This window comes from Njordella aestuarii (genome assembly GCF_056494165.1).
In genome coordinates, this window is the sequence record NZ_CM151397.1 from 4582173 (window position 1) to 4601188 (window position 19016).

Here is a 19016-nt window from a genome sequence, read left to right on the forward strand (position 1 = left end):
GCCCGTTACCCGAGTTTCGCAATCAGTTCAAATGTTCGCTCCGGAGATCTGCCCTCATGAGAATACTCGTCGTCGAAGACGAACCAGACCTCAACTCAGTACTTCGTGATGCTCTGAGTGAAAGTCACTACGCAGTAGATGTCGCTTTTGATGGTGAAGAAGGTTTGTTCAAAGCCCTGAACGCTGACTACGATGCCATCATACTCGACCTAATGCTTCCACGACTGAGCGGTCAAGAAGTACTGCGACGACTGCGACGCACCAAGAAGTCTCCTGTGCTGGTGCTTACTGCTCGTGATGCCACTGCGGACAAAATTGAGGGCCTGAACTTGGGCGCTGATGACTATCTTACTAAACCATTTGACTTACAGGAACTTCTTGCCAGGCTGGGAGCAATCATCCGTCGGTCAAGCAATCATGCATCGCCACTGATCCATTTCGGCGACCTTGAAATCGATACCGCTTTACGTTCAGTCAAGCTGGGAGGCGAGCCAGTTGAACTTGCTGTCAAAGAGTATTCAATACTTGAATTGCTCGTGTTGAACTCAGGAAAGATTGTGACGCGTACCATGATTTACGAACATGTTTACGGCGACGATGACGATACATTGTCAAATGTAGTCGACGTCTATATCTGCAATCTTCGCAAGAAACTCGGCGCGAATCTAATTCACACTCGACGTGGCGAAGGATACCTCGTACGTGATTAAGTCGCTTCGGTGGAAACTCTTGGCCTGGTATGCATCGCTCTTGTTTGCACTGGCCATCGTGCTCGGAGTTTTGGTCTTTCTAAACCTCAACACATCTCTCGAACGTTTCGTCGATATAGAATTGCAACAACATGCTGCTGCGATCAACAATGTAACAATGCCCGTTGATGTGAATCGATTTCAAATTGAGCTTACAGAAGACCAAGTCGATTATTTTCTCCACGAAGGTCTGGGAGCGTCACATTACTCCATTTGGAAACAGGATGGCACGCTCATAGATTCCTCGAACCCCAAGTTGGACATCCCTTTTCCGCGAACTCCAGGAGTCCGCGAACGCGGGCAATTTCGCGAGATTGTCGTAGCTGGGCCGAGCTCTACTTTAATTCTGGTAGGCAAAAATGTGTTCCGCGAGCAACAGCAGTTGCGCAGCTTGGTTGCGCTGATCGCAATTGTGGGAATCATCGCCGTAGTGCTTTTGCTTGCCGGCGGCTGGTTCATCGCTGGGAGGGCTCTCGCACCAATCGAAAAGATCAGTCGCGCCGCTTCCGCGATCACGGTGTCGAATTTGTCTGAAAGAATTAATGTGTCCAGCATGGAAACCGAACTGGCAGGGCTTTCGAACACGATTAATGAGGCTTTCGATCGACTTGAACTCGGCTTCAAAAAACAAACTAGATTCACTGCCGACGCATCACATGAACTGCGTACTCCACTGTCGATTGTTCTCGCTCATGCCGATCTGGCATTAAACAGAGAGCGAAGCGCAACGGAGTACAAAGAGACAATCATAACAATGCGACGATCAGCTCTGCGCATGAAAGATGTCGTAGAAGGGCTGCTCGTTTTAGCGCGTGCCGACTCTAACAAAATGAAGTTGGAACTCGTCCCCACAGATCTTAGCAAGATAATCGTAGAAGTTTCTCAACTTCTCGCGCCGCTTGCAGAGGCTAAAAACCTTGATATCCAGTTACACTTGATTTCGGCCTACGTCAAAGTGGATCGAAATCGACTGATCGATGCAATTTCGAATTTGATTACCAACGCAATACAGTACAACGTTGTTGGTGGAACGGTTGAGGTATCGCTTTGCGTTTCGGCGGAACTTGTTGAAATGAAAGTTACCGATACCGGATCAGGTGTGCCGGTCGCTGAACGCAAAGCAATCTTTGAACGCTTCTATCGGGTTGATCAAGCGAGAACTGCGCAGACGAGAGGAAGCGGGCTAGGGCTTGCAATAACGAAATCAATCATCGAAGCACACTCTGGAAAAATTGACTACCAACCGCGCGAGGCGGGAGGCTCGATTTTTAAGATCTCACTGCCCCGTGCAACATGCGACACTCCGTAGTAGCCACATCAAATCGTGACACGTTTGTCCCGTAAAAGTTAAGCGAAATTAGCGGAGCGATGTTCCGTTCATCTTAATTTAAGGTTGTAGCCGTATCATGCAATGTGCACGGTCGGTCTCAGAGTTGCATCGTAAAATGCGCAGGGGCTGGGGTGACTTAAAAGACTTGGAAGGTGGGAAATGTTATGACGCGATTAGGGATCCGATCAGTTTTTGGTGTTAGTTTATTCGCCTTGCTACTATTGCCACTAACTGCGAACTCGCAATCGTTGACTGGTACGAAGCCAGAGAATGCCAAGTTGTCGAAACCGGAATTGAGATTCAATTTCTCCGGTGCCGATTGGCGTTCCGTTTTAACTTGGTTTGCAGACGAATCAGACATGAGCCTTGAATGGGTTGAGCTGCCCGAAGGTGAATTTAACCTTGTCACGGAAAAAACCTACTCAGTGTCTGAGTCTCTGGACATCCTCAATATGCATCTAATCTCTCGAGGGTTTACGTTAACGCGTCGTGATCAAATCCTCGTTCTGCTTAAACTCGACGAAAATTTCGATACTACGCTTATTCCCCGTGTGCAGCTAAATGAACTAGATGATTTGGGTAGCTTTGACTTCGTCAAAGTTTCCTTTGCTCTCGATTGGATGCTGGCGGAATCGGCAGTCAACGAACTCGCACCAATGTTAAGCCCCTACGGTCGACTTGTGCCACTTTCTAGAACGAATCGCATTGAAGCGATGGATATTGCAGGCAATCTTCGTGAAGTTCGCGACCTCTTGGCTGGTGAGGAGTCCGATACGAGCCAGGAGCGGCTGGTGACTGAGTTTGTTCTCGAACACACAAGTGCGCTTGACATCATAGGAAAGCTTAACCAGTTGCTTGGCGTGGAGAAACCTCTGAACCGCATGTCAAACACACAGATGCGAGTGATGAGGGAACAGTTCGCATTTAAGGCCGAAATGGCGAAAAGAATGGGAGATAACGCGCCAAGCATTCAAGAGAAAAAGACAGATGTCTATCTTGTGGCTAATGAACACCGCAATAGTATCGTCGCAAACGCGCCGCCAGACAAAATCGCGTTGATCAAGCAAGCCGTGCAGTCACTGGATGTTCCCGACGCTAATAACGGGGCTCAGCTAAGTGAAATTACAACCATGAAGGTGTATCCTTTGGATGGCGCCGATCCCGATGCGGTTGCAGACATTCTGCAGGACTTGGTGGACATCGGTGAATTACATCCAAATGCGCGTTTTTCTGAAGACGAAGACAAGCAGATCCTGTTTGCCTATGCTTCCTTGAAAGATCACATCACCATTTCATCAGTCATGGACCAGCTTGCTAAATCGTCCAGATCGTTTCGCGTAATACACTTGCGGAAGTTGAAGGCCTCTTTTGTCGCGAGCTCAATTGAAAGTCTAATGGGCGCCGAAACATCGAACTCGTATTCACGTTTCGGTCGAAGAGGACGACGGCAAGGCAACGAGAATTCGTGGAATGGCTTTAAAGTCGAAGCCGACATCGCAAATAATCGATTGTTCTTGTTTGCAACAGAATCGGAAAACCAACAGGTTGAAGAGCTATTAGTAAAGATCGGCGAAAGATCAGCCAACTCTTCCAATGCCCGCGTGATAAAGATTGCGCCAGAGGATTTCAACGACGCCCTCGAGACTCTCCGCTCGCAATGGCCTGCTATTAGTGATAACCCATTAAATATTAAAGCACCAAGTCAGTCATCGCGTGTTGATTCTTCGCGTCGAGAAACTTCGACGACTCCGGCAGCAGACGCACCACAAGCCAGCAAACGCGAGAGTGATATATCGTATATTGCGTTCAACGAAATTGGCGAAGTCGAGCCAGACATGGACGATCCACTTGGCCATAGCAGCACCGAACGTGATTCGCAGATGCAAGCAACAGCGATCGTGCAGCTACCGCGAGCTGAAGACTGGATGTCGTCCAAACCGCCCGTAACATTGCAGCAAAGTGGTGCCGGCGAGTTGGTAATCAGTTCCGACGATCCAGTCGCACTTCAACAGATGGAGAATCTGCTGTCAGAATTCGTTCCACCAGATACTCCTTACTCAAGCTTTTCGCTGACACACATTACGCCTATCGCAATGGAATCCAAGCTGAATCAGATATTTGGCAGCGATAGCACCGGAGCAGAACTTCCAATCAAATTCGTTACCGATTCGGCGACGAACTCTATCTTAGTGCTGGGGGCTGGACCTACTGAACTGCGAGAGATGGAAGACTTGATAAAGTTTTATGACAAGCCACCTATGACCGATCCACTGCTTGAGCGAAAGCCTCACTTCATTTCGCTGAAGCACGCCAGCGCTACCTCTATCGCGACCGCAGTGAAAGATCTTTATCGTGACTATCTGAGCGCCAATGACCGGGATAACCGACCAACCGACAGAGATGAAGAACCTTCGTTTGTATCTTCGATCAATTCTGGACTGCTTTCCGTCGCAGTTTATTCTGACACCAATACAATCGTGATATCAGCACCAGAGTATTTGGCTGCGGAAGTTAAAGAGACCATCCTCGGTTTGGATTTTGAAGATGCGTCGACCATTATCCACACCGTACCTTTGGGCGATGGACTCTACTCCGAAGATGCCATGACTCAGCTTACGAATCTGTTAAAGCCGATCGATCCGGCTTCGAATACGAATATTCGCGTTCAATCAACTCAGGGTCGGTCCGCCGAACGCAATCGAAATGACAGAAACGCTACTCCCGCCTCTGAGCGTTTTCGACGGCGACCTCAGCGCTAGTTTTTGAAAATTTCGCAGATCCCACCACAGTTGGTCCATTTGTCAAAGGCATGCGCCCGTGGACCAAAGATACGACGCACCTGCTCGAGTTGACACATCGGGAGGTAGAAATTAATCTTCTTTCAGGATGATGCTGTTTCTCGGTTTTAAATCGCGACTAAGCTCTTAGCGCGACCGTGTTGGCAATTCTCACTGTCGAGAATCCTGCAGGCAGATCGAGAGCTGGGCTTTCTTTAATGACATATCGGTGGGACACTCGCGAACATCTGCAGCTGTTATGGTTCGTGCTCAAGTGGTTGCTCATCGGGGTACCGCTCGGAACATTCGTTGGATCAGCCGTTGCCTTTTTTCTATGGGCGTTAGAGCAAGTCACCCAATTGCAGTGGCAATATCCATGGCTCTTATACCTGCTGCCTCTGGCTGGACTTGCGTCTGGCTTAATGTATTTCTACTTCGGGCAATCGGCGGAAGCGGGAAATAATCTCGTACTTGAGCAGATCCATGAACCAGGCGGGGGAATTCCGATTCGGATGGCGCCGCTTGTCCTGATCGGTACTTTGATCACTCATTTATTCGGTGGTTCAGCAGGTCGGGAAGGGACAGCTGTGCAAGTGGGCGGCAGCATGGCAAGTGGACTTGCAAAGCTGTTGCGTCTGAAGCCATCTGATACGCGTTTATTGTTGATGGCGGGTGTAGCAGCGGGCTTCGGCGCAGTATTTGGAACACCACTCACTGGCGCAGTGTTCGCCCTCGAAGTACTCACAATCGGGCGTATGAGCTATCAGGCATTGGTTCCCTGTCTGATTGCGGCGATCGTAGGAGACCAAATTGAAGCGTGGTGGGGCATTGGGCATACTCACTACCAGATCTTTGTTGCTGATCAACTTAAGAATGCTCCTACAACACCAGCTCTAGACTGGGCAATCACTGGCAAAGTTGCTATTGCGGCGATCGCATTTGGCATGGTCAGCGTTCTGTTTGCACAACTTACCCACTTCCTAAATACAACTTTTAAGCATCTTGTTTCAGTCGCGTGGCTGCGCCCGTTCGTGGGTGGCTGTATCGTGGTTGCCTTAGTGTGGTTGCTCGATGATCGAGACTACCTAGGATTGGGCGTCGCAGCCAATCCAAACGACCCTAACGCCGTTACAATCCAGTCAAGCTTTCAAGTCCGTGGTGCAAGTTGGTTCAGTTGGTGGTGGAAGCTATTGTTTACAGCCGTCACGGTAGGCAGTGGGTTCAAGGGTGGCGAAGTAACTCCCTTGTTCTTTATTGGAGCGGCCTTGGGAAACGTCCTTGGCCAAATACTCGGCGTTCCAGTTGATTTGATGGCTGGACTCGGTTTCGTCGCCGTATTCGCAGCCGCCACGAATACGCCGCTTGCATGCACAATCATGGCTATCGAATTATTTGCACCTGACAATGGCTCGCTCTTGAGTTCAGGCTTTGTGGTGTACGCCGCGGTTGCGTGCTTTCTCTCGTATTTCCTAAGCGGACACTCTACAATTTACCGCTCACAAAGAATTGACCAAATCTTGCCGCAGCAAAAAAATGAAACCTAAGTCCTTTCCTTTGCCTTGTAACCGCTTCACCGGGCCTGATACGAGCCCGACGGAGCAGTCCGTTGGTTTCGAATCTAGGTTGCTGACTTTAGCTAGCCACGTCGTGGGTTATTTGCGCCAGAGTTTTGCTAAACAGCGACAACAAATTAGGGTGTTGTTCTTCATTGTTTGCTTATTCCAATTGGTGAGCATTGGATTTAGCCAAGAGGGGCTCCCGCAGAACGGCCGGATCTATTTCCACCGGTACACAAGCTATGACGCGTGGGATAGTCAAATATGGATGTACGACTTTACATCGCGAGAACTTAGGTGTTTGAGCGAACAATGGTCGATAGATCATGCGATGAACCCGAGATTTTCCCGTGACGGAAAGGTGATGGTTTTTATGGCGGTCGAACAAGAGCAACGTTCCGGCAGTGATTGGGATATCTATCTTTGGAAAGTTGACAGTTCGACGCCACCATTAAACCTGACTAAAAACAATGGGCTTCGCGACGAAGATCCACAGCTCAGCGTCGATGGAAAGACGCTCTTGTTTAAACAGGCAGGTCGACTTCATCTTATGAATCTCGCCGATCAACGCATCACGCAAGTAATTGAACAAGAAAAGGATCAAGAACAGTCGATGCCGATCTTTACGCGCGATGAATCCACTATCGTTTTTATGCAAGGTGCAGGTGAGACCGGCGACTTGTTTGCTTGGGAAAGCTCCCAACGTTCAGCCTCACCGCTAGCCAATGAAGCAAGTCTTCAGGAGTATTTCCCGGTACCTTGGGACAATGATCGCTTCTTGTACGTGCGGTGGGTAGCCCCCAACAATCGGAATGACCAAATTTATCAGTACTCTTGGTTGACTCGCGAGTCCTATAGGCTGCCGTTCTGCGAACGGGATCAAAACTACTCCGATCCATGCCCTGTAGATCAACATTTGGTCATTTTCTCAAGCACTCGTGCGGGCGGTCGAGGCGGTTACGATCTTTATCTTGGCAACTCTTCAACGGGAAAAGTAGTCGATCTCTCACTGCTGGGTGTGAATTCAGCGGCAGAAGAGCTGGGCTGTGTATACGTGACGATGGAAGACTAGTGTCAAGCGTCTGGTTTTCGACTAAGTATCGTCATTCCAACCTGTATGATCTTCCCAGAAGGATCAAGCTTGCAGACCCTAAGCGCAATTTGATCGAACAGGACGTACGTGCTAGGTTGTGCCGTTTTGTCATTAGTCCGCTGACGAATCGCAGAATCGAGCGTCATCTGCGGTGGCAACTGCATTTGAATACCATAAAATTCTTCTAGCTCGCCAACCGTTATCGATGCCCTTAGTGGAAACTCCAGCGCGACGGGCAGCTGGTCGGACACGTCAGCGTGCATGGAGAAAACACGGTCTACCAATCTTCTCGTATCTGGACGCAGGACAACGATCACATGATCGTCTGCTTCAATCCGAGTGTCTCCTTGGGGCGGTATGAGCTGATCTTTCCTAACGACTAGTGCAATAACGACACCACTTGGCAAGGCCAACTCTTTGACCAGTTTACCGTTCGCCCGTGACTCGGTCGCGACAAGATAATCTACGATATCTCCATCGATATCACGCAATGAACTGATCTCAAGTGTCACTGGCGCTGTCGGCTCGCTGGGCATGTCCAACCCAAGCCGTCGTGCAAACCATGGGAGCGTCCAACCTTGCACAAGTGCCGATAGAACTACGACGAAGAACACGACATCGAAAATCAATGCTGCTCCGGGAACGTTGTAGAGCAACGGGAAGGTCGCGAGCGTGATCGGCACCGCGCCTTTTAAGCCTACCCAAGATAAGAGTGATAATTCGCGAGCTTTGAACCGGAAGGGAAATAGGCTCAGCCAAACGGCAAGCGGTCTGGCTATCACGATCAAGACGAGAGCGATGAAGAGGCCTTGCCAAAAGACAGCGAGCAACCGGCTAGGAAAACTGAGCAGTCCCAGCACAATGAACATAACGATTTGAGCGAGCCATGCCACAGCGTCATGATAAAGCAGAATCCCTCGCTTAAACACCAGCCGATTGTTTCCAACGACAATCCCGGCTAGATAAACTGCCAGAAAACCGCTTCCCCCTAACCACGCCGTTACACCGAACGCTAATAAGCCAAACGATGTCACAAGGATCGGATACAAGCCCGCCGCTCCTAGGTTGATACGATTGACGACGCGCACTGCTGCAAGGCCGACGATGCAACCGAGCGCTAAACCAAGTCCCATCTGCCTTACGAAGAGCCATAACAGAGAAAAACCAAAGTCCATCTGGCCCGATAACAGTTCTAAGCAACCGATGGTTAGGAAGATTGCCATCGGGTCATTCGATCCACTTTCGATTTCGAGCGTTGCACCTAAACGCTTGGGTAGCGTTACTCCACCTGAACGCAGAATCGAAAAAACCGCCGCCGCATCAGTCGAACCAACAATGCTACCTAACAATAGGCCCTCGAGCATTGTAAGCCCAAGGATAAACGATGCCGCAACACCCGTAATCGCTGCCGTGATCAAAACGCCAAACGTTGCCAACGACAACGAAGGCTTCCAACTGGACGTGACCGAACTGAGCGGCGTTCGAAGCCCACCGTCGAAGAGAATGACAGCTAGGGCAAGCGTTCCAATCGAATACGCAAGTTCATAATTTTCGAAGTCGATCCCGCCGATCCCTTCAGAGCCGGCAAGCATTCCTAGCGAAAGAAACACGACCAGTACAGGCACACCCACTCTTGCCGAAAGCTTGCTGGATGCGACGCCGAGCAATACCAGCAGGCCAGTAACAAGTATAAGTGAGTCAACTAAATACATTGTGGTCCAAAACGCAACAGTAGAGTAGTTAAAGAAATCGTTTGCCGTGACTCACGCGCTTTTCAAGATTGGGATCGCACACCCTTCTGCTAAGAGGCAGAGCACTAAAGTTATACTCAACGAAACAATCGCACGAAACGCGAAAGCAGGTCAATACGATATTTGCACATCCGAACAAGCCAAGCCGCCACGCCTTAAGAAACAGCGAAGGGCGTTCTTCCCGCAGTAGCTTCACTTTTGGTCGCGTTTTGTGTTTGGTCCGTTGTTCAGCCTCGGATGGATTTGCGGTTTTCCGATTGTTTTCTGATATAGTCGTGTTACACTTTTTGACATGCAGTTTCGAAGCATACTATCGTTCCTACTCGTGATCTCCACGGCCGCATCATGCTTTTTAGCCAGCGGTTCTTGCGGAGCATACGCTACTTTTGCCGAGGCGGAGCAGGAGTTTCTTAAGGCGCTCGAGGATTCGAGCGAAAAGGAAACATCGACCAACCCCACGTTCGATGCTGACTTGCCTCAGAGTATCCAATGGCGTGAGTGCACTAGTTGGTCAAAACGACTAATACGCTACTCTAAGAATATCTCGGTCAGTGTTTGCGACCATCTCTGTCGCGGACCACCAGCGCGTGTTTGAGCATTTGCGAACCGCACCCAAGCAGTTCTGCATCTGGCTCTAACAAAATTTGATTCATCCTCTCTACAGATGTACGCATCGTGATTGTCGATGAAAGTAACGGTTCGTTCTGAATCCGTTCCTTTGCTAACCTTCAATCGTTCATGCTACAGTCGGTCGTCAACTGGTGTCGATTTAGTTCGACGTCGGTTATTGATGCAAAAATCTAATTTATCCGTTCCCATGTTCGCTCCTGCGCATTCCGTGCTCGAGCGCGCTGAATTTGACTATATGCCCGGAGAGGTTCGTCTTGGATGTTCCATTAGAACGATTGAAGGAGATGATTCTTGAAGCAGCTTCAATGTTGCCACGCCAAGGGCCAATCACAAAGTTCGCCTTTCTGAACCCTTTGCAAGGTTTTGAGCACGAGCCATTTGATCTCGTAATGAGTAAAGTTGGGGCGTTATATGGCAATGAGGCATATCTCGACGATAGCCGCTATCGACAAAAACTCGCAGTCGGACGCATTACTCCAGAAGACTTGACCGACTTGCTGGCAGAAGATCTAGGCGCTCGAAAAGACGAGTTGATCGCTAGTCTAACCAAGCGAGCAGACTTCAGGCTTGCAATGCTGATTTATCCGCTCCATTTCGGACATGCACGCGAATTGAATTGGGTGCTCGCTGAGACCGAAGCTCTTACACAGTTTCGACCTGAAGTTCCAAGTGAAACGCGTTTCAATATTTTGCAGTCGTTTCATGACTTCTTAGTGCAATCCAATTGGAATTTGCCTACAAGCGATAGTTTAGGGAACATCGACGCAGTTGATAACGAGTTGATCGCCATTGTCAAAGCAGACACTGCTCATTCGCGACACAACTCCCGCAGCTTGGAAACTCTTTATCTCCGACTCCTTTGGAAAGTCATTTCGCGCTCCGTAAGTGATCCTGAATCAAGCAATTCTGATTGCCGGACAATCAACGACTTAACAGAATTAAAATGTTCACCTGCAGCGGCAGTATCGGACCCTCGCGTCGATGAGCTATTGATCCGATTCACTTCGGCTTACTTGGACCAAGGTTACGCGGCTACAGAATTGCCTGACCGCGAGGCTGGATATTGGCAGAGTTTTACAACGGTTTACTCTCGATCATCGCTGCTCGCCCCGCGCTGGAAACGTTCGCTTGGCAAAGAGCTCTCAGCCATTCGAACTAACAAACAAACACCTCTTGAAGTTATTCGCTCATCACTTATTCGACTAGGTATAAGTATTGAGCAATTGAAGGGATACATCAGTGCGACGCTACTCGCATTGAAAGGCTTTGCAGGGATGATCTGGCAGTCGGAAACACGACCTGATCTTTTTCGTAAAGCTTCTACTCCTGGCACACTCATAGAATTTTTCGCGGCCAGAGTTCTTTTGATGAGCATTGCTCGGGAACATCCTCTAGATGCTGTCGATTCAAACTCAACAACAGATTCTGCGAGCATAACCAGTCAGAATCAATTAGCGCCCGATTCCAGGCAACTTGCGTTCTTGCTCTTCGAGCTTGCTCAGGTATTGGGATGGACGCCTCAGTCACTTTTGGATCGTAACGAATCACAGTGGAATGAACTGATTCAAGAAGTTGTTGAGTTCAGCGATTTCAATCGGAGGAGAATTTTTCACGCCGCATTCGAAAGACATTTGGCGAAAGAAGCACTGAACGCGTTTGCGGCTCGTGTACAACTACCTCCGATCGAGCCGAAACGACCGAGCTTACAGATTGTCTGTTGCATTGATGCTCGAGAGGAGAGCCTTAGAAGGCATCTGGAAGAGCTCGACGAGAGTGTCGAAACGTTTGGTATCGCCGGATTCTTTGGAGTCCCCATGTATTACCGGGGGGCTGGCGACGCTGACTTTTCGGCGTTATGTCCGATTATTATGAAACCCAAGCATTGGGTCATTGAAGAGGCTGTTTACTCACTGGAACAATCTGATCGTACACGAGCACGCGCAAGACGCATGCTTGGCGCGACACAGCGAGGCTTTAGGACTCAGTCGCGAGGCTCGTTGGGAGGCGCTGTTGTTTCCACTTTAGTTGGACCTTTGGCCACCATTCCTATGCTTAGCAGGATTCTTTTTCCAAGAATCACTGCGAGAATGCAACATACAGCACGTCAGTTTATTGCGCCACCCTCAATTACACGCCTTCGCCTCGAGCGCAGTAGTGAATACGAAGCAAGCCCGCCTTTATATGTTGCTAGTACTGATGGTACGAACAACGATTGGGTTGACGACAACGGAATCGGCTTCACTCTTGACGAAATGTCCAAGCTTGCTGAAAGGGCGCTGTGCGATATCGGACTGACTCAAACATTTGCACCATTAGTTATTTTGATGGGACACGGTTCCAGTTGCATCAACAACCCGCACGAATCGGCATACCACTGTGGAGCATGCGCTGGTAACGCCGGAGGACCCAATGCAAGATCTCTGGCGATGATGCTCAACGACCCACGTGTGCGTAGACGCTTAGCCAAATCGTCAATCGACATTCCTGAGGAGACCTTCTTCATTGGTGCATTACACAATACCGCTACCGAAGAAATGTTGTTTTATGATTTAGATCTTCTTCCCACTCGTAAAATTAGAGAAGTGCGTTCGGCCAGTCAACTTCTCGCCAAAGCAGCAAAACAGAATGCACACGAGCGTTGTCGAAGATTCGATTCTGCTGACCTCGAGCTGACGAACGCCGAAGCTCTCCTGCATGTTCAGAACAGAAGTGAAGACCTAGCTCAAACGCGCCCAGAATATGGCAATGGAACAAACGCATTATGCTTTGTCGGTCGTCGAGCGAGAATACGCAACTTGTACCTAGACCGTCGGTCGTTTCTGATGTCTTACGATCCAACAAAGGATAGCCACGATTCAGCAGTCCTCGCTCGCGTGTTAGCGGCAGTCGTTCCTGTCTGTGAGGGAATTAACATGCTCTACACCTTGTCCGCGATTGATCCAATCGGCTGGGGGTCCGGTACAAAGCTGCCTCACAACATTACATCGCTGGTTGGTGTTATGGATGGCGCTGCAAGTGACTTGCGAACCGGCCTGCCATGGCAAGGCGTTGACATTCACGAACCAGTCCGGTTGCTTTTCATAATCGAAACGACCAAGCAAACAATGTTAGCACTGATGAACAGCAATGAAACACTCAAGCAAATCTTCACAAATCATTGGGCTCATCTAGCGATCCTAGAACCGAGTTCTTCTCAACTATATCGCTTTTCGAAAGATCAATTTGTTCCCTATACCGCCGAATCAATGCCCCAAGTTATTACCCTTCCAACAGCCGTTTCCTCGCAATTGTGGTACCAAGGCAAACGCCATCACTTGCCGTTCGCATTGATTAAGAATCCAACCGGTCGCGGAGACACCGCAGACACCACGCCAACTCTTTTACCAGTGGAGTCAGAATGATCGTTTTGTTATGCGGCCTCGCAATAGTCGCCGCGCCGACTTTACTCGTATTAATCGTTGGTCTTTCCGCGCTGTTTGGTTTGCAGCTAGGTGAAACTAGGACTGGCAGAATAACTCAATTTTTGGTTAGTGTGGCACTCCTATCAGCTATCACCCTTCTGATTCAGATGCTTTGGAGGAACCAGGTTGAAGTCACGGTCGAAGTAGGCCGCTGGGTCGATATTCCATCGCAACATTTCCACTTTACAATAAAGTTTCTGTTCGACCGCTTATCTCTGCCTTTCGTCATTTTGTCGTTAGCATTGTGCGGTATTATTGGCGCATTCGCCAGTCGATACCTGCACCGCGACCAAGGTTACTCCCGCTTCTTCTTGCTTTACGTCATATTCATGTTAGGCATGGTGGTTTCTTCTGTTGCAGGAACCATTGAGACGATGTTTTTGGGTTGGGAGCTTGTTGGACTCTCATCCGCATTGTTGATCGCTTTTTTTCAGGAACGGCTAAATCCGGTTGCCAACGGACTAAGAGTTTGGACCATTTATCGATTTGCTGACGGGGCGTTTCTCTTGGCCGCGTTAGTCTTACATCATTTAACGGGTGGCGGTGATCTCGATCTGATGATGGGGCCAACGCCCTGGCCTGATAGCGTCAATACGATAACTCCGACGCAAGCGTTTTTAGTCGGAACTCTACTGTTGGTTGCGGCGGCGGGAAAGTCTGCATTGATTCCATTTTCAGGTTGGCTTCCTCGCGCTATGGAAGGTCCAACACCGTCAAGCGCTATTTTTTACGGTGCTTTGTCTGTTCATCTGGGAGCATACCTTTTATTACGAGTCAGCCCGATGATCGATCAGTCACTTCTCTTGCAAGGACTAATTGTCACTATAGGCGCAGCAACAGCTTTGTATGCAGCGATAGTCAGTCGCGTTCAAACTGACGTTAAAAGCGCGCTTGCATTCGCATCCTTATTGCAGGTCAGCATTATCTTTGTCGAAATTGGTTTTGGGCTTCGCTATTTGGCGCTGATCCACATTATTGGTCACGCCTCGATGCGTACCTTGCAACTTTTGCGAGCTCCCTCGTTATTGCGAGATCTGCGTAAACTTGAGGACAATCTGGGACGTGAGTCAAACAGGCAAAATCAGAAAAAGTCAACATCCTCATTAGGGTTAGTTCAACTCTGGTGCTACCGATTTGCCATCGAACGAGGCTCCTTGGACGCAATTTTGGATTCTTTTATTGCACAACCATTTGTCAAGCTGTTCGGTTGGTTTGATCGAACAGAAAAACGCTGGATTGCGTGGTTGTCTGGCGAGCGAAATTGCGAAAGCTTGCATCCTTTGGAAGAAAAGGACTCTCGGTCATGAGCAATCTACATTTCCCTTGGCTAGAGCTTTCGATCATTTGCCCGCTTCTTACAGCGATCTACTGCCTTGCCGTCCGTAATCAACTTAAGTCTCAGCGTTGCGCGGTCGTCGCGAGTGCCGTCACATTTGGTCTGACCGTCGGCGAATGGTTAGATTTCGGTACACTCGGAACCTTTTCCGCCCAGGATCGCAATAGCATCGTAATGTGGATTTTTGGACGTGAGTACTTCGTGATCGACGAACTTACCGCGCCCTTGCTACCCACGGTCGCTCTTATTTATTCACTCACGATCGCGGCGACCATGCGATCTAAGACAGAACGATTTTCTTTCGGACTCACTTTGATTTCCGAAGCGATCATCCTAGCAATTCTCAGCTGTTATTACGCTCCTTTGCTGATCACGCTTTTATCGTTGAGCACAATCCCACCGCTGTTGGAGTTGAAAAAGCGTTGCCAAGCGATTCGTGTCTATTCGATTTTCATGTCTGCTCACCTTGTACTTTTAATTCTCGGGAGCACCTTGTTGTCTATGGCGAACGGCTCGGCATTGGTTATTGAGATTGCTGCAGCGATGCTGGTAGTCTCAGCAGCGATCCGAGCGGGTATTTTCCCTACACACTCGTGGATCATCGATCTGTTTGAAAGATCTTCATTTGGAACTGCGTTGCTGTACGTTGCACCGATGACCGGAGCCTATGTTGTTATGAGGCTGGTAGTGCCGACCGTCCCAGTGTGGGCGTTACATGGAATTGCAATACTCTCACTATTCACAGCTTTGTATGCCGCTGGAATGGCTTTGGTACAGCGTGATGCTAGGCGATTTCTAGCGTTCTTATTCATCAGCCATTCTTCCTTAGTGCTTACCGGCCTTGAGATTGCCAATCCTATCGGTATGACTGGGGCGTTATGCATATGGTTGGAGACGGGAATTGCGCTCAGCGGATTTGCTCTCGCAATTCGAGCGGTGGAATCTCGTATCGGCAGAATTTCTCTAGACGAATATCACGGCTTATTTGACCATATGCCGCATCTCGGAGCTCTATTTTTGCTAACTGGTTTAGCATCAATCGGTTTCCCCGGAGGACTTGCTTTTGTAGCGATGGAACTGCTGGTCGAGGGTACGGTAGAAGTATACCCAATCGTTGGCACAATCATCGTGCTGACAGCAGCGTTAAACGGCATAGCTGTCCTTAGAGCTTACTTCCGGATCTTTACCGGCCGCCGACACGTAGCCACCATTTCGCTGTGCGTTCGTCCTGCAGAGAGAATCACGGCGATTGTGCTGAGCGTCCTCATATTAGGTTCCGGATTTTGGCCAAGCCTTGCAGTCAAATCTCGTCACCACGCTGCAGAAGCGTTACTGAAAATTCGGTTGGAAACGGGAATCGATTCAGAAACTTTCTTGCTTTCTGAACCCGATTCAAATCAACCCGCCTCTGACTCTGCCTTAAATCACTAAAAACTCAACACACTTTACCGGTACTTAAATGGATGACATAAAAAACTTATTTAAAACGACGTCCCGCGACTTCATGTCAGGCACAATCGTTTTCCTGGTCGCTTTGCCGCTTTGCTTGGGCATTGCTCTTGCTTCAGGAGCTCCACTCTTCTCAGGCTTAGTGTCTGGTATTGTTGGGGGGATCGTCGTAGGCCTTCTCAGCGGTTCTCATACTAGCGTTTCGGGACCTGCAGCTGGGCTTACGGCGATTGTGGCTTCACAGATTGAAACACTCGGATCGTTTGAGATTTTTCTCTTGGCCGTTGTGATTGCAGGCATTTTGCAAATTGCGTTGGGAATTATTCATGCAGGAGCACTTTCTGCATTCTTTCCGTCAAGTGTCATCAAGGGACTTCTTGCAGCGATAGGTGTTATTCTAATCATAAAGCAAACACCTTATCTCCTCGGATACGACATGTCTTCCCACGGTCATGCTCCCAGCCATCCAAACATACTCACTCAAATCACTAAGATCTTCTCAGGCGATGTTCATGCTGGAGCTTTGATGGTCGGCCTCATATCTCTGGCTTTGTTAATAGCTTGGGAGAAATGGAAGTTTTTAAAGCAGCTCTTAATCCCAGCTCCCTTGGTTGTTGTCTTGTTAGGCGTATTCATTAGCTTTGCATTCGGATATGTCAGCGAGTCTTTCGCATTTTTGGATCGAGGTCGATTGATGGTCCATGTGCCCGTATCGGACAGCGTCGTAGGTTTCCTGGGATTCATCACGTTGCCTGACTTTTCTCAGCTTGGCAATCCAGCGGTTTATATCTCTGGTATCACAATTGCGGTTGTCGCGTCGCTGGAAACGCTGCTGAATCTAGACGCAGTTGACAAACTCGACAAACAGAAACGCCTCTCTCCTCCCAACCGTGAGTTATGGGCACAGGGTACAGGCAATATGGTTTGTGGTTTGCTCGGAGGACTACCTGTCACGAGCGTAATCATACGAGGTTCTGTGAATGTTATGGCCGGGTCAAAAACCAAGCTGTCTTCGATATTTCACGGTGTTTTGCTCTTGTTCTGTGTCATGTTGGTCCCGGCCTACTTAAACACGATACCACTATCATGTTTGGCGGCAATTTTGTTAATGACAGGATTCAAACTTGCAAGCCCCAAAGTGTTTAAACAAATGTGGAGCGAAGGCCTCTATCAGTTCTTGCCGTTCATCGCAACTTTGGTGGCCATCGTCGTGACTGATCTTCTCATTGGTGTCACGATAGGACTTGCAGTGAGCTTGCTATTTATATTGAAAAGCAACTTGTCCCAACCGATCCGCCAGATCATTGAAGAACACGTAAGCGGAAAGGTCTATCATTTGGAACTCGCCAATCAAGTAAGCTTTCTGAACAAAGCAGCGTTGGAAAATGTACTCCGTGATATCCCGCGCGGCTCGCACGCACTGCTGGATGCTCGCAGCACTGATTATATCGATCCGGATATTCAGAGCTACATCCGTGAATTTCGCGACGACATAGGACCGGCAAATGGGATAACCGTGAGCTTACGTGGATTTCGCAATGAGTATCGCCTCAATGATGATCGAATCTATATGGATTACACAGGTCGTGAACTGTACTCACAACTAACACCTTCGCGAGTTCTTCAAATTTTAGAAGATGGCAATCATCGCTTTGCTACGGGCAGACGTCTGGACCGTTCCTTGCAAAATTGGTTGGAAGTCGATCAGAAAGCCATGTATCCTATCGCCGTCGTCTTCAGCGGTATCGATCCTCGCACCCCTGCAGAACTCGTATTCGATCTCGCGTTAGGCGACCTGTTTAGCATCCGCGTGGCCGGTAACGTGATTGGCCGTAAAGTTCTAGCCAGCATGGAATACGGGTGTATCGTCGGCGGAGCAAAGCTAATTGTATTGCTGACGCACAGCAACAGTCGAATGGTCCGGCTATCCCATGAATGTCGCATCAAACCCGAAGATTTTAAATACTTGCCCGACTGCCCAAGTTTGAGTTCTGTTCTCAGCGAAATACAAGAATCCGCCGACCCAAAGCATCAGTCGTCTTTCACTTTTGTTCCAGAATCAGAAAAAGTTGAGTTTGTTGACACAACCGCCCTAAAAAACTTGGAACGGTCACTTCAGCTGGTAATTTCGCAAAGCCCGGCCCTTCGAAAACTCGTGGAAAAAGGGGAGCTGGCTATCGTCAACGCCATCCTTCATCAAGATACAGGCAAAGTAGAATTCATCCCTATCCGTAACGAAATACTCGCGTAGTCACATTGTGAAATGCTAAGTCTTCAGTCCTCGCAATTGTGCAGTTCCTTCACTCAATCCAGTCTCTAATGCCTTTTCACCACCTTTCATCTGCAGAGCAACGTGCGAACGGGCACTATACCGCGGGAGCCAGCTGCGTAATTTGGACAGCTTTAGTCGTTCAGTGACTTAATATTGATAGTGTAAAACGGCAACAAAAGTCGATACTAGCGCTATTTGGGCACTCGTTTGTAACCTTTTTCGATATGCGGGGTCTAAGGTATAGCCCCCATAACCATATCTCAACTAAGGTGCCAAAATGAGTATCGCAACAGAGGTTTCCCTTGCGACTTTTGAGAGCGAAGTTCTCGAATCGAACATTCCGGTAGTCGTCGATTTCTATGCAGATTGGTGTGGACCTTGCCGAATGCTCAGCCCCGTTCTGGAGCGAGTATCGAAAGCTTTCTCAGGTCGAGCAAAGATCGTCAAAGTAAACATCGATAATGAACCATCACTCGCACGCGAGTTTAACGTATCTTCGATTCCAACGCTCGCTTTCATCGTTAAGGGCGAAGTCGTTGGCCAATCTTCCGGTCTCCCGTCGGAAGCTGATCTCAGTTCTGTGGTTCAGCAGATGATCGACTTGCATTGATA

At 48.9% G+C, this 19016-nt stretch carries 12 protein-coding genes; 10 read left to right on the top strand and 2 right to left on the bottom strand.

Annotation, left to right across the window (positions count from 1 at the left end; all coding sequences use genetic code 11):
• Positions 1-56 precede the first annotated feature (56 nt).
• The 5 genes from SH451x_RS18145 to SH451x_RS18165 all read left to right on the top strand — a co-directional run bounded on the left by SH451x_RS18145 (position 57) and on the right by SH451x_RS18165 (position 7484).
• Positions 57-710: a response regulator transcription factor gene (locus SH451x_RS18145; protein WP_479358425.1), complete on the top strand. Its 654-nt coding sequence runs from the start codon at positions 57-59 to the stop codon at positions 708-710.
• Complete coding sequence (locus tag SH451x_RS18150; RefSeq protein WP_479358426.1) at positions 703-2058, top strand: ATP-binding protein; 1356 nt, start codon at positions 703-705, stop codon at positions 2056-2058. The genes SH451x_RS18145 and SH451x_RS18150 overlap by 8 nt, the downstream gene beginning before the upstream one ends.
• 185 nt (positions 2059-2243) lie before the next feature.
• Positions 2244-4838 carry a secretin N-terminal domain-containing protein gene (locus tag SH451x_RS18155; protein ID WP_479358427.1) on the top strand — a complete coding sequence of 865 codons (2595 nt, stop codon included), beginning with the start codon at positions 2244-2246 and terminating at the stop codon, positions 4836-4838.
• 236 nt (positions 4839-5074) lie between these two features.
• Positions 5075-6400 (top strand): voltage-gated chloride channel family protein, encoded by a 1326-nt coding sequence (locus SH451x_RS18160; RefSeq protein WP_479358428.1) that lies wholly within the window; start codon positions 5075-5077, stop codon positions 6398-6400.
• Between the two features lie 184 nt (positions 6401-6584).
• Complete coding sequence (locus SH451x_RS18165; protein WP_479358429.1) at positions 6585-7484, top strand: TolB-like translocation protein; 900 nt, start codon at positions 6585-6587, stop codon at positions 7482-7484.
• A gap of 2 nt (positions 7485-7486) precedes the next feature.
• Here SH451x_RS18165 and SH451x_RS18170 read toward each other — a convergent pair whose 3' ends face one another.
• A complete protein-coding gene (locus SH451x_RS18170) occupies positions 7487-9217 on the bottom strand; it encodes a potassium/proton antiporter (RefSeq protein ID WP_479358430.1) in 1731 nt (576 codons plus the stop codon).
• Positions 9218-9804: 587 nt separating this feature from the next.
• Entirely contained in the window at positions 9805-9930 is a 126-nt protein-coding gene (locus SH451x_RS18175; RefSeq protein WP_479358431.1) for a hypothetical protein, read from the bottom strand.
• A gap of 210 nt (positions 9931-10140) precedes the next feature.
• Between SH451x_RS18175 and SH451x_RS18180 the strand changes: the two genes are divergently transcribed.
• From SH451x_RS18180 to trxA, 5 genes are all read left to right on the top strand, one after another.
• Positions 10141-13287, top strand: a complete 3147-nt coding sequence (locus SH451x_RS18180) for a DUF2309 domain-containing protein (RefSeq protein WP_479358432.1) — start codon at positions 10141-10143, stop codon at positions 13285-13287.
• On the top strand, positions 13284-14654 hold the full coding sequence (locus SH451x_RS18185) for a proton-conducting transporter transmembrane domain-containing protein (RefSeq protein ID WP_479358433.1): 1371 nt from the start codon (positions 13284-13286) through the stop codon (positions 14652-14654). Before SH451x_RS18180 ends, SH451x_RS18185 begins: the two co-directional genes overlap by 4 nt.
• Positions 14651-16114 (top strand): proton-conducting transporter transmembrane domain-containing protein, encoded by a 1464-nt coding sequence (locus SH451x_RS18190; protein ID WP_479358434.1) that lies wholly within the window; start codon positions 14651-14653, stop codon positions 16112-16114. The genes SH451x_RS18185 and SH451x_RS18190 overlap by 4 nt, the downstream gene beginning before the upstream one ends.
• A 28-nt stretch (positions 16115-16142) precedes the next feature.
• A complete protein-coding gene (locus SH451x_RS18195; protein ID WP_479358435.1) occupies positions 16143-18383 on the top strand; it encodes a bifunctional SulP family inorganic anion transporter/carbonic anhydrase in 2241 nt (746 codons plus the stop codon).
• 298 nt (positions 18384-18681) lie between these two features.
• Positions 18682-19014, top strand: coding sequence for a thioredoxin (gene trxA, locus SH451x_RS18200; RefSeq protein ID WP_479358436.1), 333 nt, complete (start codon positions 18682-18684; stop codon positions 19012-19014).
• The last annotated feature ends 2 nt before the right edge of the window (positions 19015-19016 follow it).